The sequence below is a fragment of the Arthrobacter sp. NicSoilB4 genome (assembly GCF_019977335.1).
Classification (GTDB): Bacteria; Actinomycetota; Actinomycetes; order Actinomycetales; family Micrococcaceae; genus Arthrobacter.
The window spans coordinates 1,589,647-1,613,529 of sequence record NZ_AP024653.1 but is presented as its reverse complement, the minus strand read 5'-3'; the positions used below and the strand labels follow the sequence as shown (position 1 = coordinate 1,613,529).

Below are 23,883 nucleotides of genomic sequence, written 5' to 3'. Positions count from 1 at the left end.
CACTCCGCAGTCGTTCGGTTGGGTCGCCGTGCCCGGTGGTCCTGCGGGCTGTAGCCCTGGACCCCCGGAAGCGGTTCTCCGGTGTCAACGCCGGTCACGCGGTTTTTGTGCCCGATGTCGGGTCATTTTTGCTTAAGCCTCCAGTGAAAGCCAGAGTCCTCTGGTCTGTGACGGCGGGCTCCGGTGGCCGCATCCACGACCGGGAGACCCGGCGGCCTCCGAATGGGTCCAAAACTGGCGTAAATTCGCGGAAAATCACGGCGCGCCCTCCCTCCTCACCGGAATTGGCCCGCATCGGTGGCAGAGTTTCGATTGTTAGCAATGCCAGGGTGGAGGATTTGTATGCAGGATCTACGGCTTGTAGGCGTCCACGACGACGGGGAGCATCTCCTGTTGAGCGGCACCGGCGGCGAGATGTTCCAGCTGCCAATCGATGAAGCACTTCGGGTGGCAGCCAGCCGGACGGCGGCCAAAGCCGCCTCCGTCGCGGGCGCAACCCCTATTGCCATGTCTCCGCGCGATATCCAGGCGCGGATCCGCAGCGGCTCGACGGCGGCAGAGGTGGCGGAGCTCTCCGGCATTCCGCTGGCGAAGGTCCAGCGCTACGAGGGCCCGGTACTCGCCGAGCGCGAGTACGTTGCCCAGCAGGCCCGCAAGGTGGAAGTCGCCGCCCCCGCCCCAGGACACGACGTGTACCGTTCGGTATTCGGTGACCACCCGGCGTCGCTCGGCGACATGGTGGCACACCGGCTCAGCGCACACGGCATTGAGGCCTCCACCGTGGAGTGGGACTCCTGGCGGCGCCCCGACGGCAGCTGGAACGTGGTGGCCCGCTTCGAAGCCAAACCCGGCGGCCCCGCCGGTATCGGTGAGGAACCGCCGGCCATGTGGACGTTCAGCCCGGCCCGGAAATCCCTGCAGAACGCGAACCGCTGGGCGCAGCAACTCAGCGAACTGGAACCCCTCGACGGTCCCGTACCTGCCCGCCGGCTCACCGCAGTGTCGGACCGGCCCTTTGACTTTGAAACCGACGCTGAAGCTGCCGCCCGCACCGCGACCGCCCAGCTCCAGGTTGTCCAGCAGCTCCAGTTGCAGCAGGAGCAGGAATCCGACGGGCTGCTGGACATGCTCCGTTCCCGCCGAGGGCAGCGCCTCGGAGTGGACGAAGACGCCGACGACGCCCTTGCCAAGCTGCTGACCAACGGCGTCCCCGCCGCCCACCCGCGGCCCTCCGAGGTCCTGGCGGAGGTACCTGCCGGCCCGGACAACGATGAGCCGGAGACCGACGGGCAGGACGCCGATTCCCCCAGCGAGGAAGCCAAGACCGGCACACCCGGGACGGAGCACGCGGACGCAGGCGGAACGGGGCCCCGCCCCGTCTCCGACCCGTGGGAACGCCGCCGCGACGGCAGGCCTTCGATCATGTCCCGGCTCACCCTGGCTCCGCGGCATGAAGACGGACCGGACGATGCCCTGAAACTCCATGACGGCGTCAGCACCGAAACCCGGGAAATCACCATCGCGGCGTCGCAACTGCGGCCCGTGGGCCAGCAGGGACCGACGTCCAGCCCCGGGCTGGACGAGCTCCTGGGCGGCGGAACGTCGCGGCGCCAGCAGCGTGAATCCCCGGCCCCTGCCCGGGAGGACCGCGATGCGGAGCAACCCGAGCGGCAACCGGCGAAGCCGAAGCGCTCCAGCATTCCGAGCTGGGACGAAATAGTCTTCGGGGCCCGCGGCGACTAGCTGAGGCCGCAGGTGACAGGGCCCTCGGGTTTGGCAGTCAAAATGCGCGGTCAGGCGCGGGGGGCCCTTTTTCCATCCGCCTGGAAGCAGAGCAGCGGGACTTCGCGTTCGGCCTTCGTCAGCGAACCGTGCTGGCCCACCACTTCAAGGGCTGTGGGCCGGACGCGCCGGGTGTCATAGAACGCCAGCGGCTCCCGGGCAGCGATCATCACGTCGCCGATCCGCGGGGCCACCTCGGCACGAACTTCACCGAAGAGACCCGCCGCGATGGCCTCCTCCCGGGTGAAGGCCCAGATCCGCTCGCCGAAGCGCGCACGCCACGCATCAATCAGCCGTGCCCGGCCGGCGTCGCCTTCCGGCTCTTCAAGGTAGAGGTGGACCATCCGCGGCTCGCCGGCCGTGTGGCGGACCCCCGCAACGAGGGCAGGGTCGGCCGAATAGTCGATCCGCTGGGATTCCGGCACATCGAGCATGCCGTGGTCCGCCGTGAGCAGGATGGTGGTGCCTGCCGGCAGTGTGGCGCTGAGCCGTTTGACGGTGGCGTCGAGTTCCTCGAGCTGGTGTTCCCACTGCGGTGACTGGCAGCCGTGGCGGTGCCCGGCCTTGTCCAGTTCGTTGACGTAGAAATACATCAGCGACCTCCCGGCGCCGGCCATCGCCTCCGCGGCGGCCGCGGTCCTGGCGTGTGAGGTGGTGGCAGTGACATGGCGGCCGCCGCGCAGCGCGGCCCGGGTCATGGCGGAGTCGCTGAACTGCGGGAGGCAGACGGTGGTGACGTCGGCGTGTTCCGCGGCCCGTTCGAACACGGTGGGGAAAGGCTGCCACACGTGCGGATCGACGCCGGCATCCCAGCCGCCGAGCATGTTGACCACCCGGTCCTGGTCCGGGTCCAGCACGTCATAGCCCACCATGCCGTGCTGCCCGGCCGGGAGCCCGGTGCCGAAGCTGGCCAGCGACGCTGCGGTGGTGGAGGGAAAGGCCGAGTCCAGGGAGACCGGCACCCGCCCCTGGCCGGACTGCAGGACGGCGCGAAGGAACGGCGTGTGCGCCGACTTCTGCTTCAACAGGTTACGGCCCAGCCCGTCGGCGAGGACCACGCAGACGCGCTGGGAGGCGGGCAGGTTCAGGCGGTTCTCGAAGCCGGGAACGCCCAGGCTGGCAGCGGCGCTCGTGAGCACCTCGGCGACGGACCGTTCACCGAAGGCAGGCGCTGGGGGCAGGTTCCCTGCCGTGGTCCGGGCTGTGGTCCGGACCGGGGGCGGTGCGGAGGACATCGGTTCAGGCATGCGGACCGTCGCCATCTCAGCGCTGGTGGCCGCGGCTGACGCGGCTCCCGAAGACACCCATCCGCGGGCGGGGCGGGAGCCCGGGGCCGGTGTGGGGCACCGGCGCGGAGGATCCCGTGTTCACGGCGCGCAGGGCTCGGGCGAACAGCTTGGCGTCCTGGACGGCCTGCAGGCCGTCGGCTTCGGCACTGATCCGGAGCACGATGTCCTCTTGGGCGATCGTGCCGCTGTAGCCATGATCGGCCTCGCACTGCGGGTCACCGCAGCTGGCCGGACCCATGTCCAGCCGCTGGCCGCCGGACCAGGCGATGGACAGGGTCAGCTCGCGGACCGGATCCGACGATTTGTAGTCCTGCGGCTGGGCGTACACGTAGCTGAGCACCACGGAGCGGATCTGCGCCACGGGCACGGATTCAGTGGAGACCTGCGCCACCGTCTGCTCCCCCGCCTCGTCCAGCTGCTGGTCGTCCACATGGGTGATGACCAGCATGTCCTCCGTCAGGACCAGCACGGTGATGTGGCGGCGGACCTCGGCGCGGTCGAAGTGCGTCTCGAGGTGCACCAGGTGGGCCACGCAGTCACGCCCGTCAAGGGCGTCGGCAACGACGTCGGCCACCAGGCGGGGGTAGAAACCGGCCTGCTGGAGGGCCCCTTCCAGGCTTTGACCCTGCGCACTGTGGTCATGCAGGCCCTGGTGGTGCGTGCCCGGGCGTCCGGGGACGGTCGCCTGGGGCTTGGATGTCGGAGACTGAAAGCTCATGGTCCCCATTTTCACAGATCGGCTGGGGACATGCTAACCGTGGCCGGCCGGGCGGCGCCCGGCGCTCCCCCGCCGCTCCCCCGGCGCTTCCCTGCCGTTCCCGGGGTGTCAGCTGCGCATGGCGCGGCGGGCACTGTCGGTGCGCTGGGCGGCATTGGCGATCCGGACGTCGGCGGACAGGATGGACGCCCCCTCCGGACCGGCGAGCACGGGGTTGAAGTCGACGAGGGCAATCTCCGGATGGTTGTCCTTGAGTCTCGTCAGCCGGGCGGCGAGGTCCTCCAGCGCCCTGGCATCCACCGCCGGCAGTCCCTGGTAGCCGAAGAGCTTCCGTGAAGCCCGGGGCGCCCGGATGAAGTCGTGCAGGTCTGAGCCGGAGAGCGGCGGCACCCGGTGGGCCCAGTCGTCGAGCAGGTTGACAGCGTCGCCCGCCAGGCCGAACGACACCACCGGGCCCAGGAGCGGATCCTCAATGGCGCGGAAAGTGCAGGCCTGCCCCACGGGCGCCATGGTCTGCACTTCCAGCGAGGGCGAGCCGTAACGTTCCAGCGACTTCCGCATTTCCAGCACGTTCCGCCGCAGCGAGTCCGCATCCTGGATGTCCAGGCGCACTCCGCCGAGGTCCAGCCGGTGCCGCAGCGCCGGGTCGGTGGTCTTCAACGCCACCGGCCAGCCGAGCCGGTCCGCGGCGGCGACGGCCTCATCGGCGGTTTCAAAGCCGGCGGACGGGACCACCCTGATGCCGTAGCGGGCCAGCAGGCCCGCGGCCGTCTCCGCGTCCAGCCGGACCAGGTGCTCGCCGCCCACCTTGTCCAGCAGCCGTTCCAGCTCGTCGTGCGTGCCGTCCGGGTCGCAGCCCTCGGGTTCCACGAACAGGCCCTGGTCCCGGCCCAGCCATTGGGCGTAGCGGACCACGGATCCCAGCGCGGCCACGGCCGCCCCGGGGTTGGAGTAGCAGGGAACCACTGTTGACCCCGCCTCGTCGCCCACCATTCCCTCCACGTAGATGGACGGGTCCAGCAGTCCGCTGAACGCCGCCACCACGGGTTTGCCAGCCGCCACCGAACATTCGGCCAGCACTCCGGCGATCTTCTCAACGGTGAGGCCGTGGGCCGGCAGCAGCGCCACAACAACAGCGTGGACGGTGTCGGCGGTGAGGACTTCCTGCAAGCTGTGCCGGAGCGCCGGCAGCGCAACGGACATCCCGGCGTCGAGGTCGACGTCGGTGACGATCCGCTCCACGCCGAGTCCCTGCGCCGCCGCGTTGTCCGCGACGACCTTGCCCAGCGCGCTGGAGTTGCTGAACACGGCAACCCCGGGGCCTTTCGGCAGGGGCTGGCTGGAGACGATCTGGGCGACGTCCATGAGCTGTTCGATGGTCTCGACACGGATCACGCCGGCCTGGCGCATCATCGCGTCGAGGGCCTCCGGCGGTGCCTGCGTGGTGCGGACGGCGTGGCCGGGAGGCAGGCCCAGGCCCATCGCGGCGGACTTGGCCACGATGACGGGCTTGGTCCGGGCCAGGCGCCGGGCGAGCCGGGAAAACTTGCGCGGGTTGCCGATCGATTCGAGGTAGAGCCCGACGGCGGTCGTGTCGGCGTCGTCCTCCCAGAACTGCATCATGTCGTTGCCCGAGACGTCGGCCCGGTTCCCTGCGGAGAGGAACGTGGAGATCCCGACGCGGCGCCGGCTGGAGGCCGCGTAGAGGGAGACGCCGATCGCTGCCGACTGGCTGAACAGGCCCAGGCCTCCCCGGCGGCCCAGCGCGGGCGCCATCGAGGCGTTGAGGGACACGGCAGGGTTGGTGTTCATGATGCCCAGCGAGGCGGGGCCGATCACCCGCATGCCGTTGGCGCGGGCCTGCCGGACGAGTTCGCGCTGCCGGGCCAGGCCGCGTTCGCCGTCGTCCGCGTAGCCTGCCGTGGCCACCACGATCCCCTTGACCCCCGCGGCACCGCACTCCTCCACGACCTTCGGGACTTCGGCGTACGGGACAGCGATAATGGCGAGATTGACGGGCCCGGGCACCTCGGAAAGCCGGGCGAAGGAGAGCATGCCGGCGAGCTCGAACGCCTCCGGGTTGATCGCGTAGACCGGGCCGGTGAAGCGTCCCTCAATGATGTGCTCCAGCAGCTGGTAGCCCACCGTGCCCCATTTGCGGCTGGCGCCGATCACCGCCACGGAGGACGGGGCGAGCAGTTCCTGGATGCTGCGGGCTTCCGCACGGTGTTCCCGGGATTCCATCACGGCGCGGGACTTGTCCGTGGGGTCGATGTTGAATTCGAGGCTGACCACACCGTCGTCGAAGTGTCGTTTGACGTCGTACCCGGCGTCCGAGAACACCATAAGCATCTTCCGGTTTTCGGGGAGCACCTCGGCGCTGAACTTGCGGATCCCGTTTTCGCGGGCGGCGGCCGCGAGGTGTTCGAGCAGGATGGAGCCGATGCCGCGGCCCTGGTGGGCGTCGGCGATGTTGAACGCGACTTCGGCTTCCCCGGGGTCATCGAGCCGGTCGTAGCGGCCGATGCCCATGATCTCCCCGCCGATGGTGATCACCAGGGCCACCCGGTCTTTGTAGTCCACCTCGGTGAACCGCTTGAGTTCCTTCGCGGAGAGTTTGGACTTGAACGCGAAGAACCGCATGTAGATGGACTTCTGCGACTGACCCACGTGGAAGGCCTGGACCGCGTCCGCGTCAGCCGGGAGGATCGGGCGCAGGTGGGCCGTCCCGCCGTCGCGCAGCACAACATCGGCTTCCCAATATTCCGGATATACGCCGTCCACGGGCTGATCCACCATAGGCTTAGCCTAGTCATTAACTTTTGCAGCACACGTTCAGCACCCTCAGAAGGACCCACCAGCCTCATGGCCCGCCGCCAAACCCCGTCCCCGGCAGGGGAAGCCAGCACCGATTCCGCAGGAATATTCACAGAGAATATCGTCGACATCGACGTCACGTCGGAGATGGAAGGATCGTTCCTCGAGTACGCCTATTCGGTGATCTACTCGCGGGCACTTCCGGACGCCCGCGACGGGCTGAAACCCGTCCAGCGGCGCATACTGTACATGATGAGCGAGATGGGCCTCCGCCCGGACCGCGGCCATGTCAAGAGCGCCCGTGTGGTGGGCGAGGTCATGGGCAAGCTGCACCCGCACGGCGACACCGCGATCTACGACGCGATGGTGCGCATGGCGCAGGACTTCTCGCTACGGCTGCCGCTCATCGACGGCCACGGCAACTTCGGCTCGCTCGACGACGGCCCGGCAGCCCCGCGGTACACCGAGGCCCGCCTCGCGGCCGCCGCGCTGACGCTGACGGACCACCTCGACGAGGACGTCGTCGACTTCGTCCCCAACTACGACAACCAGCTGACCCAGCCGGACGTGCTGCCGGCCGCGTTCCCGAACCTGCTGGTCAACGGCGCCACCGGCATCGCCGTCGGCATGGCCACCAACATGGCCCCGCACAACCTGGTGGAAGTGATCGCCGCCGCCCGGCACCTGATCGAGCACCCGGACGCCACGCTCGAGGACATCATGAAGTTCGTCCCCGGCCCGGACCTGCCCACCGGCGGCCGGATCGTGGGCCTGGACGGGATCCGCGACGCCTATGCCACGGGCCGCGGATCTTTCAAGACCCGGGCCAAGGTGGAGGTCGAGCAGCTCTCGGCCCGCCGCACCGGCCTGGTGGTCACGGAACTGCCGTACATGGTGGGGCCGGAGAAGGTGATCGAGAAGATCAAGGACGCTGTCAACGGCAAGAAACTCACCGGGATCAGCGACATCGTGGACCTCACGGACCGCAAGCACGGCCTCCGCCTGGTCATTGAGCTGAAGAACGGATTCAACCCCAACGCCGTGCTCCAGCAGCTGTACCGCTACTCGCCGATGGAGGATTCCTTCGGCATCAACAACGTCACTCTCGTGGACGGGCAGCCGCAGACCCTCGGGCTGCTGCAGCTGCTCTCCGTTTACGTCGAGCACCGCATCAACGTTGTCCGCCGCCGCACCGCCTTCCGCCTCGGCAAGAAGAAGGACCGCCTCCACCTGGTGGAGGGCCTCCTGGTCGCGATCGTGGACATCGACGAGGTCATCCAGATCATCCGGTCCTCGGACGAGGCGGCCGCTGCCAGGACCCGGCTGATGTCCATCTACGACCTCTCCGAGATCCAGGCCAACTACATCCTGGAGCTCAGGCTCCGGCAGCTGACCAAGTACTCGCGGATCGAACTCGAGAAGGAGCAGGACGAGCTGCGCCGCGAGATCGCCGAGCTGGAAGCCATCCTCGGCTCCAGCGAGCGGCTCCGCGGCCTGGTGTCCTCTGAGCTGGCTGAGATCGCCGAGAAATACGGCACCCCGCGCCGCACCGTGCTGCTCGAGTCCGAGGCGGTCTCCCCCACCGTCGCCGCCCTGGCCGCCGCGCCGGGAGCCAAGGGCAAGGCCGCACCCCTGGCACTCGAGATCGCGGACGACCCCTGCTGGGCGATCCTGACGGCTTCCGGCCAGATCGCGCGGACGGCCAACCAGGACAGCCTCGCCGAGTCCGGCCCGCGGACCCGGCACGATGTGTTCACCTCGGTGGTCAAGACGTCCGCCCGCGGCGAGATCGCGGCCATCACTTCGCAGGGGCGCATGCTCCGGCTCCAGGTGATGGACATGCCCGTTCTGCCTCCGACCTCGGGCACCCCGAACCTGGCCGGCGGGGTGCCGGCCAAGGACTTCATCACGCTGCTCAAGGGCGAATCGCTCGTGGCGTTCACCCCGCTGGATGAGGTGCTCGCGGTCGGTACCGCCCAGGGCGTGGTCAAGCGGGTCCAGCCCGACTACCCGTTGAACCGGGAGGACTGGGAAGTCATTGCCCTCAAGGACAAGGACACCGTGGTGGGCGTGGCCCCCGCTGTTTCCGACGACGTCGACCTCGTCTTTGTGACGCGGCAGTCGCAGCTCCTGCGCTTCCCCGCCTCCGCGGTCCGTCCGCAGGGCCGGACTGCCGGCGGCATGGCCGGCATCAAGCTGGCTGCCGGGGACCGGGTGATGTACTTCGGCACCGCCAGCCCGGCGGACGCCGACGCCGTCGTCGTCACCATTGCCGGTACCGATGGCGCACTGCCCGGGACCGCCCCGGGCGCCGCCAAGGTGACCGCACTGTCCGAATACCCGGCCAAGGGCCGTGCCACCGCCGGGGTCCGGGCGCACCGTTTCCTCAAGGGCGAAGACACCCTGCTGCTCGCGTGGGCCGGTCACGGCCCCGCCAAGGCATCCTCCCTCGCCGGGGTGGCCCGCTCCCTTCCCGGGGAGCACGGCCGCCGCGACGGGTCCGGCATCCCGCTCTCGCAGGCCATCGACGCGATTGGCCCGAGCATGGCCTGGCGGCCGAAGCCCGGGGCAGAAGCCTAGGGTCCCTGGCCTGTGGGGGCGGCGGGTGCGCGGGGCCGTGGTCACCCGTCACGGGCCCTTGGTCACGCATCTCGGGCCACTGGTCACCCATTCACCACGAATGGCCGCTATGAGGCCCGTCATTGCGGCCATTCGTGGTGGACGGCCGCAATAGGGCTAGCCACGTGCCCAGGACTATGCGAAACAACGGTGTCGGGCCCCCTGGCGTGGCCAGGTCACCCCGGAACGCGGAGGGCTGGTTCGGCCCGGAACCGTGCCGTACGATGACCACAGTTCGCAGGCGCACTGATATTGGGGGTTTCTTGTCGAAACGACTGTTGGTCGGTGCCGTGCTGGTATCTGTGGCTGCGGCTCTGGCCGGATGCTCCGGCAGCCTGCAGCCCGGTCCTGTCATGTCTCCCGTCACGTCTACGCCGCCATTTACGCAACCGTCATCCACGCCGTCGTCAGCCCCGGCAGCCGCAATCCCGGCCGGACAAACGGGACAGCCGGGCCCGTCGGGCATCCCAACAAGCACCGCGACCGGAGTAGCCATGGCAAACGTGAGCGTCCAGCCCGATCTGTTCGACCAACAGGGAGAGCGGCACGAGGCGGCCCTCGGAGGTGGGTGGGAAACTTCACCGGCGTTCCTCGTGGTGTCTGAGGACCGCGACAAGGCCGTCGCGGCACTTCAGGCGGCAGCAGTGCGCCTCTATTCTGTAGACCAGAACGGCAAGGAATTGACCCGCGAGGAGATGACCGGCGCCTACCCCCAGTACACGCCCAACTACATCTCTGATGTCTACCTGACTGATTTGGGTCCGATGATTTACACCGATACCAAAGGCGAACTCTCGACGGGTATGGCACAGGGAATGCTGCGAATTGTTGTGGCCGAACTCCGAGCCCAGGAAATCACCGCAGTAGTGGCAGCGCCGCCGAAAGACCTTTCGTGGGAAAACGCCCCTAGCGTCAAGATATTTCCCTAGAGAGTCATCGGCGGCGCGGGCTTCGGCCGGGGCCGCCGATGCCCGACGCTGCGACCCGCCGCGGCCGTTCCGGGAAAATTACCCCTAGACTGCTCGCATGCCTATCAACCCGGATATCAAGGATTGGACCTGGGTCCTGCAGCGGCCCTGCCCGGAGTGCGGTTTCGATGCGTCGGCGGCGACGCCGGCGACGGCGCCGGGAATCGTGGAGAATATGCTTCCCCGCTGGCGGGCAGCCCTGCGGCGCCCCGACGTGGCGGAGCGGCCGGACGAGAGCACGTGGTCGGTCCTCGAGTACGCATGCCACGTCAGGGACGTGTTCACCCTCTTCGACCACCGGCTCGACCTCATGCTCACCAAGGATGACGCCCGGTTCGCGGATTGGGACCAGGACCTGACGGCGGTCGAGAAGGACTATGCCAACGCCGACCCGGCCGTGGTCAGCGCCGAACTGACTGCCGAGGGCGAGCAGATCGCCGCTTCCTTCGGGCGCGTTCCGGAGGAGCAGTGGGGGCGCAAAGGCACCCGCAGCAACGGATCGGAATTCACCGTGCTGACGTTTGCCCAGTACTTCCTGCACGACGTCGTCCATCACCTCCACGATGTGGATGGATAGCGCGCAGACGGCCAGCTACAGTTCCTTGTCCCAGGCCATGCTGGTATTGACGGCGACGTAGCCCATCTTGGCGTAGAGGGCCAGGGCGCCGGTGGGGTTTTCCGAGTCGACGTCGAGCGAGGCCTTGTCCATGCCGGCCGCGGCGAAGCGGCGCATGGCATCGGCAAGCAGTGCCTGCGCCACCCCGCGGCCGCGGAACTCGCGCCGCACGCCCAGCAGGTCTGTGTAGCCCTCTTTGTAGCCCCGCGACACGGCGCTGACCTCGTCATGGCTGGCGAGCTGGTAGCCGGCCACCCTTCCGGTGGACTGCTCGACGGCGACGGCGCTCAAGTCCGGCCGGGCCAGGGGATCGTTCACCACCAGGCCCCAGCCTTCCTCATCCCGGGGCTCGCTGCCCCAGTGGTCCCGGAAGGCCTCGTTGTGCGCCAGCCGGACGGGCTCGTGCAGTTCGGGGCCGAAACCTACAATTTCCAGCCCTTCGTCCAGGACCGTCTCCGGAAACCCGTCCCCGAGGGGCCGGTGCATCTCGTTGTAGTAGCGCACAATCCTGTAGCCGGCGTCCTCGAACAGGGAGGCCTGGTGCGTATGCTGCTGTTCCATATGGAGCCGCAGCTTGGGTGTGGATCCGGGCACGGCGTCCAAGGCGAACCGCTGGCGGGTCCTGTCCTCCATCCAGCCCAGCAGCCCGGTGCCGATCCCGGTCCCCTGCCACTGCGGATCGACGCAACCGTAGCCGATGGCCTTGTCACCGTCCGGGTTCTTGGTGATCCGGCCGTAGGCCCGGGCCACACCAGCCGGGTCGAAGCCGAGGATGGTGTTGGCTTCGGCCGGATTCTTCTTCGAGTCGAGGACCTGTGCCAGGTCGGCGCGGCGTTCGAACCAGACGGGCTGTTCGACGGCGGCAGTCCGGGCAATCAGCGCCGCCCAGCCGTCCAGGTCCGCGGTCCGGGCGGCCCGCCATTGCAGGCGGGGGTCCAGGCTGTCCTGCGGCTCTGCGGCGTCGGGGTGTCCGTTCATGGCAACAGGCTAACGTCCGGTCTATCCCCGCGCCAGCAGCGGCGTTGCCTCCGGTGTTGGCGCGGCTGCCGGGGCGGCCGCGCGGTCCAGGTCGAGGCGACGGTCGTCCGGGGAGATGTCCTCCGGGTTATGCGTCACCAGGACCACTGTGCGGTCCCGCAGCCCGTGCCGCAACTCGGCCAGCATCGCCCGGCCGGACTCCGCGTCCAGGTGGGCGGTGGGTTCGTCCAGCAGGATCACGTCCGCCCCGGTCAGGAGGGTGCGGGCGACGGCGAGGCGCTGCCGTTCGCCTCCGCTGAGGAAGGCACCGCCGGGTCCGATCCGGGTGTCCAGGCCGTGCTCCAGCCGCCCGACCAGCGGCGCGAGGCCCACGGCGGCCAGGGCATCCTGCAGTTGCGGCTCCGCGTTTCCCCCGCGCGACCCTTCCGGAAGGCCCAGCAGCAGGTTCCCGCGGATGGTCGAGTCAAAGAGGTGCGCCTCCTGCGGGCACCAGGCCGCCCGCCCGCTGAGCAGGATTTGGCCGCGTGCGGCCGGGAGGAAGCCCAGAGCAACGGCGAGCAGCGTTGATTTCCCGGAGCCGGAGGCGCCGGTGACGGCGAGCCAGCGCCCGGGTTCCGCGGTGGCGGATAGTCCTGCGAAAACCGGCGCCCCGCCCGGCCACGCCGCCGCAAGATCCCGGAGCTCGATCCCGGCGCGGCCGCCGGGCCTGCCCGCAACCGGGATCAGCCCACCGGACGGGTCGGGGTGGGTGCGTGCGCCGTCGCCGTCGAGGACGCCGGCGTCGCCGATGCGCCGCAGAACGGCCCGCAACGCCGGGTACTGGCGGACCGCCGTCGTGATGGCCGCGTAGGGTTCCACGAGCGCGAGCTGGAACAGGACCACGACGGCGACCGTAGACGCTTCGACCGCGCCGCTGAGGGCCAGGGGCGCCGCCAGCACCCCACTGGCCAGCGCCGCTGTTCCGCAGGCCAGCACGGTCAGGCCCTGGCCGAGCCCCTCGGCCCACGCCGAGCGCTGGGAGGCGGCGGTTGCCGAGCGGTCGGCGCGCGTGATGCCGGCGAGCACCGGGGCGGCGACGCTGTTGGCGTGCAGTTCGGCGCGGGCGTCGAGGGCCGCCTCGACCTGGCGGAGGACGCCGGAGCGCAGCCGCTGTTCTGTCCCGGTGGACATCCGGTCTGCTGCGAGTGCCAGGGCCGGGGCCGCCACGAGGCTCACCAGGGCGGCCGCGATGACGGCGGGAAGCGCGGCCGGCAGCAGCAAGGCGATGCCGGTGACGGCGGCGGCCGCCACGGCGACGGCGGTCAGGGGCGGCAGGACCACACGCGGCAGCAGCTCCCGGACCGTGTCGACGTCGTCCACCACGGTGCCGAGGACGTTGCCGCCCTGCAGGAGCCGGCGCAGCGAGAGGGCGCGGCGGCTCAGCGATTCCCAGAGCCTGCCGCGGAGCCGGGTCAGTGCGGCGAAAACGGCGTCGTGCAGCAGGAGGCGTTCGAGGTAGCGCAGGCAGGCCCGGCCGATGCCGAAGAAGCGCACGCCCACGATCGCGGTGAGCAGGTACAGGATGGGGGGCTGCTCGCTGGCACGGATGATGAGCCAGCCGGAGAGCCCGGCGAGGGCGACTGCGAAGAGGGCCGCCAGGGTGCCGACGGCGCCGGCCGCGGCGAATTTGACTCCGACCGGTGCGAGCAGCCTGCGGAGCCGGCGGGCTGTTGAACCGCGGACGGTGCTTCCGGCGGCCCGGGCCTGCCTCACGCCCGGATCAGTGTTCCCGTCCGGGCGAAGCCCTGGCTCACCGGGTCCAGGCTGATCGAATCCGGCCGGCTCGGCGTCGGCCCGGTGGATCTCAAGCTTCGCGGCTTCGGTGCCGGGCACGCCGGCAGTCCAAGTTCCGACGGCGGACGCCTCGGCACCGGCAGTGCCGGACGTGGCTGGGCCGGTGGCGCCGGGCGCCACTGCCACGACCTGGTCGGCGAGTTCCCGCGTCTGCCGGTCGTGGGCCACCAGCAGCACTGTGACCCTTCCGCGGAGCGCGGCGATGGCGCCGCTGACCGCAGTGGCGGATTCGCGGTCCAGGTGGGCGGTGGGTTCATCGAGGAGCAGCACACGGGCTCCGGCCTCGATCCGGGCGAGGCCGCGGGCCAGTGCGACGCGGCGCAGCTCCCCCGGGCTGAGTTCGGCGGGATGCTTCGCGGCGAGGTGCTCCGCGGCGCAGGCTGCCAGGCAGCGCAGGGCCGTGGCGTCGCCGTCGCCGGGGCCGGCCGGGGCGCCGTCTGCCGGCTGGGCGGCCCCCAGATACAGCCGGACCTCGTCCAGCACGGTGCGGGCGACCATCACGGGATGCTGGGGCACCCAGGCGAGGTCCGCCGTCGTGAATCCTTCAGGCCGTCCGGTGACCGTTGTTTGCCGGCCGGGCCCGCCAGCGCCGCCCCCGGTGCCTATGGTGCCGGCCAGCACACCCAAGACTGTGCTCTTGCCGGCGCCGCTGGGGCCGTCGAGGGCGGTGATCATGCCCGGGGCGGCGGTGAAGCTCAACGGCCCGACGGCGGCGTCCGACCGGCCGCCGTAGCGGACCGTCAGTCCGGCCACGGCCAGGGCGGGCGGATGGCCCGTCCCGGCGCCGGACCCGGCCCCCGAGACGGCCGCAGCGGCCGCAGCGGGCCGCAGCGGCGTGGGCTCGGGCTCCTCCAGGACGGCCGTGGTTTCGGCGAGCGCGGCACGGCCCTCGTCGCTGGCGTGGTGTGCGGTGCCAAGCTCCCGGAGCGGGAGGTAGCAGTCGGGGGCGAGGATCAGTGCCAGAAGCCCCGCCTCGAGGGCCATGTCGCCGTGGACGAGGCGGACACCGATGAAGACCGCGACGACTGCCACGGAGATGGTGGCGATAAGCTCCAGCGCGAGGGCGGAGAGGAAGGCGGTCCGCAAGGTGCCCATGGTCCGGTGGCGGTATTCCTCGGAAAGGTCCTCGAGGGCCTTGCGCTGGGCGGTGGCCCGGCCCAGTCCGACGAGGACGGGCAGGCCCTTGGCGAGCTCCAGCATGTGGCCGGACAGCCGGGACAGGGCAGACTGGGCTTCCCGGACGCGGTCTTCGGTGTAGCGGCCGATCAGGACCATAAAGAGCGGCACCAGCGGCACGGTCAGCACGATCACTACGGCGCTGATCCAGTCCGCGAACAGGATCCGGGCCCCCAACAGCAGCGGAATCGCGGCGCAGTTCACCAGGGCGGGCAGGAACTGGGTGTAGTAGTTGTCCAGGGCGTCCAGTCCCCGGGTCGCGAGAATGGCCAGTCCGCCGTCGGAGGGGCCGGCGCCCCGGGTGCCGTTGCGCAGCGCCCGCTCGAGCAGCTGCGAGCGCAGTTCCTCCTTCACTCCCAACGCGGCCCGGCGCGAGGCCACGGCCTGCGCCCAGACGGTCAGAGACCGCAGCACCACCCCCGCGATGCCCCAGTACAGCTGAGCAGCCCACGCAGGGTCGCCTGCCATCAGCCCCGCCAGCATGGACGCGACGGCCTGCCCCATCAGCACGAGGGCCAGGGCCTTCAGGGCAGCGAGCAGGCCCAGCAGGTAGAGGGCGGCGCGGTTGGCGGGGCCGGCGGGGAACTGCGGTCTCATCGGGTGCTAGTCCTTCGGTGCCAGCGCCTTGGCGGCGATGGCGGGGAGGAAACTGTGGGCCTCGGGAATGTGTGCGCCGCTCACCCGGCGCCGGAACACCCAGTACGTCCAGGCCTGGTACGCGAGGACCAGTGGCAGCCCGATGCAGGCAACGATGCTCATCAGCCCCAGGGTGTAGTCCGAGGAGGAGGCGTTGGAGATGGTCAGGTTGAAGTCCGGGTTCAGCGTGGACGGCAGTACAACGGGGAACGCTGCGCCGAAGATCGAGGCGCTCCCCAGCAGCAGGAACGTCCCCAGGGACAGGAACGCACGCCCTTCGGCACCTGCGCGGGCGAACTTCCAGGCCAGGACGGCGGCCACGACGGCGGCGACGACGGCCGCCACGGTCCACACCTCGCCGCTGAGCAGCTGCAGGCTGACCGCCCAGCCGGCCATCGGCAGCAGCAGGACGGGGAGGAGCCGGACGAACCACTGCCGTGCGCGGTGCCGGACGTCGCCGTCGGTCTTCAACGCAAGGAAAGCAAGGCCGTGCAGCAGCGAGAATCCGACGACGGCGAGACCGCCGAGCACGGCGTAGGCGCTGAACCAGGCGAATGGCCCGCCTTCGCGGTCGCCGTTGGCGTTGACCGGAAGTCCGGTGGTGGTGAGCCCCAGGGCGGCCCCGATACCGAAGGCCGCCACGAGGGAGCCCAGGGAGATGGCCCAGTCCCAGCGGGCACGCCACCGCGGGTTGTCCACCTTGCCGCGGTACTCGAAAGCCACGGCCCGGAAGATGAGGGCCACCAGGACCAGCAGCAGCGGCAGGTACAGCGCGGAGAACAAGGACGCATACCAAAGCGGGAAGGCCGCGAAGGTGGCGCCGCCGGCGGTCAGGAGCCAGACCTCATTGCCGTCCCAGACCGGGCCGACCGTGTTGAGAAGCACCCGGCGTTCGGTGTTGTCCCGCGCGAAGCCCTTCATCAGCATTCCGACGCCGAGGTCAAAGCCCTCCAGAAAGAGGTAGCCCGTCCACAGCACCGCGATGGCGATGAACCAGATGGTGGGAAGCAGTTCCATGCTGAGTATCCTCTGCGTTTCTTGTGGGAGCGAAGGCTTAGTAGGCGAAGGCCAGGACGTCGTCCCCGGGCTTGCCGGGGCCACCGTCCTTGGGCGTGGCGTCCTCGTTCTCGTCGACGGGGACGTGCGTGAGTTCCGGCATGGCGGCGACCACCCCGCCGCGGATGTACTTGACCAGCAGCTTCACCTCGACCACCAGCAGCAATGCGTACACGGCGGTGAGCACCACAAGGGAGGTCATGAGCTCTCCGGCCGAGACGCCGGGTGAGACGGCCGCGGCGGTGAACATGAACACCTGGTCGATTCCGCTGGGATCCGGGTTGGGCGCGACGACGAACGGCTGCCGGCCCATTTCGGTGAAGATCCAGCCGGCGGCGTTCGCGCCGAAGGGTGCCAGGATCCCGAAGACGGCGAGCCTCATCAGGCCACGGGAGGCCGGGACGGTGCCCTTGCGGGCGAGCCAGAGGGCCACTAGGGCGGCCAGCGCGGCCACGCCGCCGAAGCCGATCATCATCCGGAAGCCCCAGTAGGTGACCTCCATGACCGGGATGTACTGGATCTCCTGTCCGGCCCGTTCCCCGTAGATGGGGTTGTCCGGCAGGTGGGTGCCGTAGTCGGCCTTGTACTGGTCCAGCAGGCTGTTGACGCCCTGGACCTCGGTGGTGAAGTCCCCCTTGGCGAGGAAGGAGAGAATCCCGGGGACCTCGATCACGGCCACGATTTCATCGCAGTTCTTGGAGCCAAGGTTGCCGATGCTCAGGATGGAGAAGCCGGTGCCGTCGTGGCAGGCCGCTTCGGCGGCCGCCATCTTCATGGGCTGCTGTTCGAACATCAGCTTGCCTTGCAGGTCCCCGGTGATAGCGGTCCCGGCGAAGGAGATCATGGCGACGACGGCGCCGATCCGCAGGGAGCGGATCCAGACGGCATGGTCGGTGCGGTCCCGGCCTGGGATTGCTGACTCGCCCGGAATGACCTTGCCGTCCTCACCGATCGTGTCGATTCCGTCGTGGCGGCGGCGCCACAGGTGGTACCAGGCGATGCCGAGGAGGAAGGCGCCGGCGACGGCGAGGGCGCCGAAGATGGTGTGCGGGACAGCGACGAGGGCGGTGTTGTTGGTGAAGACCGCCCAGGCGTCGGTCATCACGGGACGGCCGTCGATCATCTCGACGCCGACCGGGTGCTGCATCCAACTGTTCGCCACGATGATGAAGTAGGCGGAGAAGACCGAGCCGATCACGGCGATCCAGAGGCAGGCCAGGTGGACGGCGGGCTTGAGCTGCTTCCAACCGAAGATCCAGAGGCCCAGGAAGGTCGATTCCACAAAGAACGCCAGCAGGGCTTCCATCGCCAGCGGCGCACCGAACACGTCGCCCACGAAGCGGCTGTACTCGCTCCACGCCATGCCGAACTGGAATTCCTGCACAATGCCGGTCGCGACGCCCATGATGAAGTTGATCAGGAAGAGCTTGCCCCAGAACTTGGTCATCCGGAGGTATTCCGGCTTGCCGGTCCGGTGCCACATCGTCTGGATCACGGCGACGACCAGGCCCAGGCCAATCGTGAGCGGCACCATCATGAAGTGGTAGACGGTGGTGATTCCGAATTGCCAGCGTGCGATTTCCAAGGCGTCCAAGGCAGTCCCTACTTAGCTAGGCGAGCAACTTCTACATCACGTAGAAAGATTCTTCTACAGAGTGTAGAACACTTTTGGATGGTTCCCTGCACCCCAGAGTCCCACGGTGCGCTGTGGCCCGCAATGGAGCCGCCGCCGGCGCGGGCCCCGGCCCCGACCTCGACTTCCGGGCCGGCCGGAATGGCCAGGGCAAGGCGGACGACACGCCAGGGCCGGGCAGTTCTACCTTATGTAGAAACTATCCGCAAAACACGGTAAATTTATGAGTGAAGTATTCACTTACCGCCCGGCAGAGTCGATCGGCCGGAGCGGCACTCACGAAGGACGTACGGAATGGCAAGTCTCGGTGAACTGGAACGGGCTGTGATGGACCTGCTCTGGGCGGGCCATGAGGCTGCAACGGCGAACACCCTGCGGGATCTGCTCGCCCTGAGCACCCGCGCGGAAAACGGTAGCGCAGGGCACGAGGGCAAGGACCTGGCCGTCACGACGGTCCTGACCGTACTTTCCCGCCTTGAGCGCAAGGGCCTGGTGGAGCGCGAACGCGGCACCCGCCCGCACCGCTACCAGGCAGTCTCCAGCCGTGAGGACCACACCGCTGAATTGATGCACGAGGTCCTGGGTTCCGCACCGGACCGCGAGGCCGTGCTGGCACGCTTTATTGGTTCCGTCACCGATACCGAGGCAGAAACGCTGCGCAAGCTACTGGGACTCAGCTAGCACCCGATGTTCTGGACCTCATGGTTTCTGGCGGTCCTGGCGGTAGTGCTGGCCTGGCCGGTGCCTATCCTGCTTTCCCGCGCCCAGTGGCCGGCACGTTCGCCGTTCACGGCCATGCTGCTCTGGCAGGCGATCGCCCTCGCAGGCGGCCTGTCCATGATCGGCGCCATGCTGGTCTACGGCTTGGAACCCGTCGGCGACAACCTGCTGGCCGGCCTGAAGGCCCTGGCCGGGATGGTGTTCAACAATGCGCCCACCACGGACCTGGGCTTCTGGCATATCTTCGCCCTGTCGGCCGCGGCACTGCTGACGGCCCATCTGGTGTTCACGCTGCTGCTGACCTACTACAAGATCCAGCGCCAGCGGCGGCGGCACCGCGAACTGCTGGCGTTGCTTGCCTCCCCCTCCGCGGACGGGCCCCGGACCATGGTGATCAACGTCGACTCCCCCGTCGCGTACTGCCTTCCCGGCGGCGCGCGTTCGGTCACCGTGCTTTCCGACGGGCTTATGGCGGCCCTGGAACCCGCAGAACTCCGCGCCGTCCTGAACCATGAAAACGCCCACCTGGACCAGCGCCACCATCTGCTGCTCTGGGCTTTTGCCGCCTGGCGGCAGGCCCTTCCCTGGCTGCCCACCACACGGCTGGCCCAGGAGGCGGTCAGCTCGCTGATCGAGATGCTCGCCGACGACGTCGCGTTGAAGTCAGAGAGCCGGGCCACCCTGATCAAGGCGATCGCGATCGTGGCCAGCGGATCGCCTGGGACTCCGGATACCCGGATGGCGTTCGGCGGACCGGAGCTGTCCGACGTCGAGCCCGGCCAGCCCGGTGCCACCGGCGGCTCCGGTTCGGCCCGGACGACGGCGTCCCGCGTCAGCCGCCTGCTCTCCCCGCAGCCTCCCCTCCCGGAACCCGTGCGCGCCGCGGTGGTGGCAGGCTGCCTGCTGCTGCTGGCGGTCCCGACCGCCCTGCTGATCGTCCCCGGCCTGCTCGGCTGAGTCCTTTCGGCGGCGTCCGACGCCGAAAGGTAGCCGCCGGATGCTGACGCAGACTGCCAGCACAGAGGCCGGGCCGCCCCCGCCCGGAGGCGGCGCGGCCCGGCACCCGTTGCGCTGCTGTGGCCCGGCTGCTACTTGAGCAGCTTGTTGGCCTTGTATTCGAGGTCCACGTTGCCGGCCCCGTTGCCCTTAGTCGTGCCATTGACCGCCGAGGTGGTCATGGCGAAGGTCAGCGTGGAATGGGCGATCGCGTCCGCCATTTCCTCAAGGACGGTTTGGTTTACGTTGCCGATCATGTCGCAGGCGGAGTGGTAGCACGGGTCCAGCGGTTCCCCCGCTGTGCCGCCGAAGATGGCCGCCTCTTCTGGTGTCTTGGGGTCCTCCGCACCGGTGAACAGGCCCCCAGCCGGGATTCCGTTGTTGATGAAACCGAAGTAGTCGGACCGTCCGTCGAACGCCGTCGGGGCAACGGGCAGGTTCTGGGACTTGAAGTAGTCCAGGAAGACCTTCTCCACCAGCGCGGAGCCGTTGGGTCCCTTCTCGCCGAACTCCGAGCCGTCGCCGTCGTAGACGTAGCGGACGAAGTTGGGCGAGCCCACCATGTCGAAGTTGAGGTTGACGGCATGTTCCTTGATTTGGCGTGCCGTCAGCTGGGAGACGTAGTACTCGGACCCGATCAGCCCGGCCTCTTCCCCGCCCCAGAAGGCGAAGCGCACCCGGTTGGTCGGCGCAATTTTCAACGCCGCCATCTGGAGCGCTGTCTCGAGGATCGCGGCCGTTCCGGAGCCGTTGTCATTGATGCCGGGGCCCTCAGCCACGGAGTCCAGGTGCGCCCCCACCACCACGGTACGGTCGGCACGTCCCGCTGGAGTGTCCGCCAGGATGTTGAAGGACGAGGTTTCGGTGATGGTGGCGTCGACGGCGATGCGCATGACCACGTCCTGCAGCCCGGCGAGTTCGGCGCCCGTGTCGAAGCTCGTGCTGACCACCGGAATCTTCGGCTGTGGCGCGCCGAGGGTTCCGCCAAACAGAATGGTGCGGTCTTCGCCGGGCACCACGTTGCCCTGGTTGAAGATGATGACCCCCGACGCCCTGGCATTGAGGGCGTTGTCCGCCTTGACCCGGAACGTGCAGGTGCCGCGCTGGATCAGCGCGATGTTTCCCGGTGTAAAGCCGGCGAAGTCGGCCGCTTCGCAGCCACTGGTCGATGCGCGGTCGCCGGTCAGGTTGATGTCCACGGCCGACACAGGTGCAGTGACGTCCCCCTCGCCGGAGTAGTCCATGTCCCAAAATCCGTCCATGTCGCCGCCGTAGGCGTATTCCTTGGTGGACGGGGACAGCCGCTGCAGGGAGGCGCTGACGGTCTGGTACTGCTCGTAGGTGAAGTGCTGGCGCGCTGTCGTGTAGCCGGCTGCCGTGAGTTTCTGCTCGATGTACCGGGCGGATGCCTCGTAGCCTGAAGTCCCTGCCGCACGGTTGCCGCCGTTGGCATCCGCAATGGCCTGGAGGGCCTGGAGATGGGTCGTGATGTTCTGGGCCGTCACCGCGGACCGCAGGGCGTTCGAGCCTGTTCCGGTTGCTGCAAGGGCCGGCGGCGCGAAGCTGACCGCCAGTCCGATCGTGGCGGCGATGGCCGCGCGCTGGATATTCCGAGTTTGCCTCATAGGGGTCTCCTGGATTGCTGCGGAATCCAGCCCCGGGCGTCATTGCCCGGGGCCGTGAGACGACACTATCGGAAGGAGGGATAGCGGGTTAGAGGGTATTTCGGCACTGGCGCCAATCCGAACAGACCCTGACAATTCGCCCGCTGTTCCGGGCCACGCAGGGTGCTACGCGTCGATGCGCTCCCGGTCCAGGCTCGCCGCCCCGGCGATGATGAAGTCCTTGCGGGGAGCGACGTCGGAGCCCATCAACAGGTCAAAGGTCTCCTCGGCCTGCTTGGCGTTGTCGATGCCGACCTTGCGCAGCGTCCGGTGCCGCGGGTCCATGGTGGTCTCTGCCAACTGCTCCGCGTCCATTTCGCCCAGGCCCTTGTAGCGCTGGATCGGTTCCTTGTATCGCTTGCCCTCCTTGGCGAGCCTGGCCAGCAGGATGTGCAGTTCGGCCTCGGCGTAGGTGTAGATCATCTCGTTGGCCTTCTGGCCGGCGTTGATGACCTCCACCCGGTGCAGCGGCGGGACCGCGGCGAAGACGCGGCCTTCCTCGATCATGGGCCGCATGTAGCGGAAGAACAGCGTCAGGAGGAGCGTGCGGATGTGGGCGCCGTCGACGTCGGCGTCGGTCATCAGGATGACCTTTCCGTACCGGGCGGCGCTGATGTCGAAGCTCCGGCCGGAGCCTGCCCCCACCACCTGGATGAGGGCTGCGCATTCGGCGTTGGAGAGCATGTCGCCCACCGAGGCCTTCTGGACGTTGAGGATCTTGCCGCGGATGGGCAGCAGCGCCTGGAAGTCGGAGGAGCGTGCGAGCTTGGCGGTGCCGAGCGCGGAGTCACCTTCGACGATGAACAGCTCGGAGCGGGCGACGTCGTCCGTGCGGCAGTCCGCCAGCTTGGTGGGCATGGAGGACGTCTCGAGGGCGTTCTTGCGGCGCTGGGTCTCCTTGTGGACGCGGGCGGAGATGCGCGACTTCATCTCGCTGACGACCTTTTCCAGCAGCAGCGCCGACTGGGCCTTCTCGTTGCGGTTGGACGAGGTCAGCTTGGCGTTGATCTCCTGCTCCACCACTTTGGCCACGATGGCGCGCACGGCGGACGTGCCCAGGATTTCCTTGGTCTGGCCCTCAAACTGGGGCTCGGCAAGCCTGACGGTGAGGACTGCGGTGAGCCCCGCGAAGATGTCGTCCTTTTCGATCTTGTCGTTGCCGGCCTTGAGTTTCCGGGCATTCGTTTCAATCGCTTTGCGGAAAGTCTTCAGGAGCGCCTGCTCAAAGCCGGACTGGTGGGTTCCGCCCTTGGGCGTGGAGATGATGTTAACGAAGGTCCGCACCGTGCTGTCGTAGCCGATGCCCCAGCGGAGGGCGACGTCGACCTCGCAGTCGCGTTCCACCTCCTTCAGGTGGCTGTGGCCCTTCTCATCCAGGACCGGCACGGTTTCCTTGAACTTGCCGGCGCCGTGGAGCCGCCAAATGTCCGTGACCGCGGGGTCGGCGGCGAGGAAGTCAACGAACTCGGAGATGCCGCCGTCGTGGTGGAACACTTCCTCGTGCGGGCCGGCCTCGCCCGGGGTGCCGGCGAGCCTGCGCTCGTCCCGGACGGTGAGTTTCAGGCCGGGGACCAGGAAGGAGGTCTGCCGGGCGCGGGCGGCGAGCTCGTCGTAGGAGAACTTCGCGTCGGGGGTGAAGATCTGCCGGTCCGCCCAGTAACGGATCCGGGTGCCGGTGACGCCGCGCTTGGCCTTGCCGACAATGTCCAGGACGGAACCGTCGATGAACGGCTCGAACACGGCGGCCGGGTCCGGCCTGGTGCCGGTGTCCTTGAAGCGGCCTGGCTCACCCCGGCGGAAGCACATCCGGTAGGTCTTGCCGCCGCGGTCGACGTCGACGTCGAGGCGGGCGGACAGTGCGTTCACGACCGAGGCGCCGACGCCGTGCAGGCCGCCCGAGGCGGTGTAGGAGCCGCCGCCGAATTTGCCGCCGGCGTGCAGTTTGGTGAAGACGACCTCGACGCCGCTGAGCCCGGTTTTCGGCTCGATGTCCACCGGGACGCCGCGGCCGTCGTCGTGGATCTCCACCGAGTTGTCCGCGTGGAGGATGATCTTGATGTCGTGGCCAAAGCCGGCGAGGGCCTCGTCGACGGAGTTGTCGATGATTTCCCAGAGGCAGTGCATAAGGCCGCGGGAGTCGGTGGAACCGATGTACATGCCCGGGCGCTTGCGGACGGCCTCGAGGCCTTCCAGCACGGAGAGATGCCGGGCGGTGTAATCAGAACTAGGTGCCACGGGGCGGAGACTCCTTCAGGAACGGGACCGTCCCCATAGGACGGGCAAAGCTAATTGGCGCTCTTCCTAGGGTAGTCGGAGTGCCGCCGTCCGGCGTGATGCCACTCCCCGGGGGCCCCACGCCGGGGAACCCGTTACCGAGACGTG

At 68.8% G+C, this 23,883-nt stretch carries 15 protein-coding genes; 6 read left to right on the top strand and 9 right to left on the bottom strand.

The genetic code is table 11. The annotated features are described in order from the left end of the window. Positions 1-342: 342 nt before the first annotated feature. Entirely contained in the window at positions 343-1,743 is a 1,401-nt protein-coding gene (sepH, locus tag LDO13_RS07180; protein WP_224049316.1) for a septation protein SepH, read from the top strand. 50 nt (positions 1,744-1,793) lie between these two features. Here the strand turns inward: sepH and LDO13_RS07175 are convergent, their stop codons facing one another. The 3 genes from LDO13_RS07175 to LDO13_RS07165 all read right to left on the bottom strand — a co-directional run bounded on the left by LDO13_RS07175 (position 1,794) and on the right by LDO13_RS07165 (position 6,588). Continuing rightward, complete coding sequence (locus LDO13_RS07175) at positions 1,794-3,017, bottom strand: nucleotide pyrophosphatase/phosphodiesterase family protein (RefSeq protein WP_224049712.1); 1,224 nt, start codon at positions 3,015-3,017, stop codon at positions 1,794-1,796. 28 nt (positions 3,018-3,045) lie between these two features. Further along, positions 3,046-3,789 (bottom strand): DUF5998 family protein, encoded by a 744-nt coding sequence (locus LDO13_RS07170; protein ID WP_224049315.1) that lies wholly within the window; start codon positions 3,787-3,789, stop codon positions 3,046-3,048. A 108-nt stretch (positions 3,790-3,897) separates the two neighbouring features. Continuing rightward, the gene (locus LDO13_RS07165) at positions 3,898-6,588 is read right to left on the bottom strand and encodes a GNAT family N-acetyltransferase (protein ID WP_224049314.1); all 2,691 of its coding nucleotides are present in this window, start codon (positions 6,586-6,588) and stop codon (positions 3,898-3,900) included. Positions 6,589-6,654: 66 nt separating this feature from the next. On the opposite strand from LDO13_RS07165, the gene LDO13_RS07160 reads away from it, so the two are divergent. The 3 genes from LDO13_RS07160 (at position 6,655) to LDO13_RS07150 (ending at position 10,770) form a co-directional block, all read left to right on the top strand. Continuing rightward, positions 6,655-9,186 (top strand): DNA topoisomerase IV subunit A, encoded by a 2,532-nt coding sequence (locus LDO13_RS07160; protein WP_224049313.1) that lies wholly within the window; start codon positions 6,655-6,657, stop codon positions 9,184-9,186. Between the two features lie 533 nt (positions 9,187-9,719). Then, positions 9,720-10,154 carry a hypothetical protein gene (locus LDO13_RS07155; protein ID WP_224049312.1) on the top strand — a complete coding sequence of 145 codons (435 nt, stop codon included), beginning with the start codon at positions 9,720-9,722 and terminating at the stop codon, positions 10,152-10,154. Between the two features lie 97 nt (positions 10,155-10,251). Beyond that, entirely contained in the window at positions 10,252-10,770 is a 519-nt protein-coding gene (locus LDO13_RS07150) for a DinB family protein (protein ID WP_224049311.1), read from the top strand. A 15-nt stretch (positions 10,771-10,785) separates the two neighbouring features. Here LDO13_RS07150 and LDO13_RS07145 read toward each other — a convergent pair whose 3' ends face one another. From LDO13_RS07145 to LDO13_RS07130, 4 genes are read right to left on the bottom strand one after another with little or no spacing between them, the layout of a single operon-like run. Then, entirely contained in the window at positions 10,786-11,787 is a 1,002-nt protein-coding gene (locus LDO13_RS07145; RefSeq protein WP_224049310.1) for a GNAT family N-acetyltransferase, read from the bottom strand. Between the two features lie 21 nt (positions 11,788-11,808). Continuing rightward, positions 11,809-15,393, bottom strand: coding sequence for a thiol reductant ABC exporter subunit CydD (gene cydD / locus LDO13_RS07140; protein ID WP_224049309.1), 3,585 nt, complete (start codon positions 15,391-15,393; stop codon positions 11,809-11,811). Between the two features lie 6 nt (positions 15,394-15,399). After that, positions 15,400-16,449 (bottom strand): cytochrome d ubiquinol oxidase subunit II, encoded by a 1,050-nt coding sequence (cydB, locus tag LDO13_RS07135; RefSeq protein ID WP_224049308.1) that lies wholly within the window; start codon positions 16,447-16,449, stop codon positions 15,400-15,402. Between the two features lie 37 nt (positions 16,450-16,486). Further along, positions 16,487-18,082: a cytochrome ubiquinol oxidase subunit I gene (locus LDO13_RS07130; protein WP_224049307.1), complete on the bottom strand. Its 1,596-nt coding sequence runs from the start codon at positions 18,080-18,082 to the stop codon at positions 16,487-16,489. A gap of 333 nt (positions 18,083-18,415) precedes the next feature. Between LDO13_RS07130 and LDO13_RS07125 the strand changes: the two genes are divergently transcribed. After that, positions 18,416-18,802: a BlaI/MecI/CopY family transcriptional regulator gene (locus LDO13_RS07125; RefSeq protein ID WP_224049306.1), complete on the top strand. Its 387-nt coding sequence runs from the start codon at positions 18,416-18,418 to the stop codon at positions 18,800-18,802. 6 nt (positions 18,803-18,808) lie between these two features. Further along, positions 18,809-19,798 carry a M56 family metallopeptidase gene (locus LDO13_RS07120; RefSeq protein WP_224049305.1) on the top strand — a complete coding sequence of 330 codons (990 nt, stop codon included), beginning with the start codon at positions 18,809-18,811 and terminating at the stop codon, positions 19,796-19,798. 131 nt (positions 19,799-19,929) lie between these two features. Here the strand turns inward: LDO13_RS07120 and LDO13_RS07115 are convergent, their stop codons facing one another. Both LDO13_RS07115 and LDO13_RS07110 read right to left on the bottom strand, forming a co-directional pair. Further along, the gene (locus LDO13_RS07115; RefSeq protein ID WP_224049304.1) at positions 19,930-21,462 is read right to left on the bottom strand and encodes a M20/M25/M40 family metallo-hydrolase; all 1,533 of its coding nucleotides are present in this window, start codon (positions 21,460-21,462) and stop codon (positions 19,930-19,932) included. 165 nt (positions 21,463-21,627) lie between these two features. Continuing rightward, entirely contained in the window at positions 21,628-23,736 is a 2,109-nt protein-coding gene (locus tag LDO13_RS07110) for a DNA topoisomerase IV subunit B (RefSeq protein ID WP_224049303.1), read from the bottom strand. Positions 23,737-23,883 lie beyond the last annotated feature (147 nt).

Coding starts and splice junctions, on each gene's coding strand:
- LDO13_RS07150 (WP_224049311.1), top strand. CDS start 10,252: ATGCCTATCAACCCGGATATCAAGGATTGGACCTGGGTCCTGCAGCGG.
- LDO13_RS07115 (WP_224049304.1), bottom strand. CDS start 21,462: ATGAGGCAAACTCGGAATATCCAGCGCGCGGCCATCGCCGCCACGATC.
- LDO13_RS07165 (WP_224049314.1), bottom strand. CDS start 6,588: ATGGTGGATCAGCCCGTGGACGGCGTATATCCGGAATATTGGGAAGCC.
- cydB (WP_224049308.1), bottom strand. CDS start 16,449: ATGGAACTGCTTCCCACCATCTGGTTCATCGCCATCGCGGTGCTGTGG.
- LDO13_RS07125 (WP_224049306.1), top strand. CDS start 18,416: ATGGCAAGTCTCGGTGAACTGGAACGGGCTGTGATGGACCTGCTCTGG.
- LDO13_RS07145 (WP_224049310.1), bottom strand. CDS start 11,787: ATGAACGGACACCCCGACGCCGCAGAGCCGCAGGACAGCCTGGACCCC.
- cydD (WP_224049309.1), bottom strand. CDS start 15,393: ATGAGACCGCAGTTCCCCGCCGGCCCCGCCAACCGCGCCGCCCTCTAC.
- LDO13_RS07120 (WP_224049305.1), top strand. CDS start 18,809: ATGTTCTGGACCTCATGGTTTCTGGCGGTCCTGGCGGTAGTGCTGGCC.
- sepH (WP_224049316.1), top strand. CDS start 343: ATGCAGGATCTACGGCTTGTAGGCGTCCACGACGACGGGGAGCATCTC.
- LDO13_RS07175 (WP_224049712.1), bottom strand. CDS start 3,017: ATGTCCTCCGCACCGCCCCCGGTCCGGACCACAGCCCGGACCACGGCA.
- LDO13_RS07155 (WP_224049312.1), top strand. CDS start 9,720: ATGGCAAACGTGAGCGTCCAGCCCGATCTGTTCGACCAACAGGGAGAG.
- LDO13_RS07170 (WP_224049315.1), bottom strand. CDS start 3,789: ATGAGCTTTCAGTCTCCGACATCCAAGCCCCAGGCGACCGTCCCCGGA.
- LDO13_RS07160 (WP_224049313.1), top strand. CDS start 6,655: ATGGCCCGCCGCCAAACCCCGTCCCCGGCAGGGGAAGCCAGCACCGAT.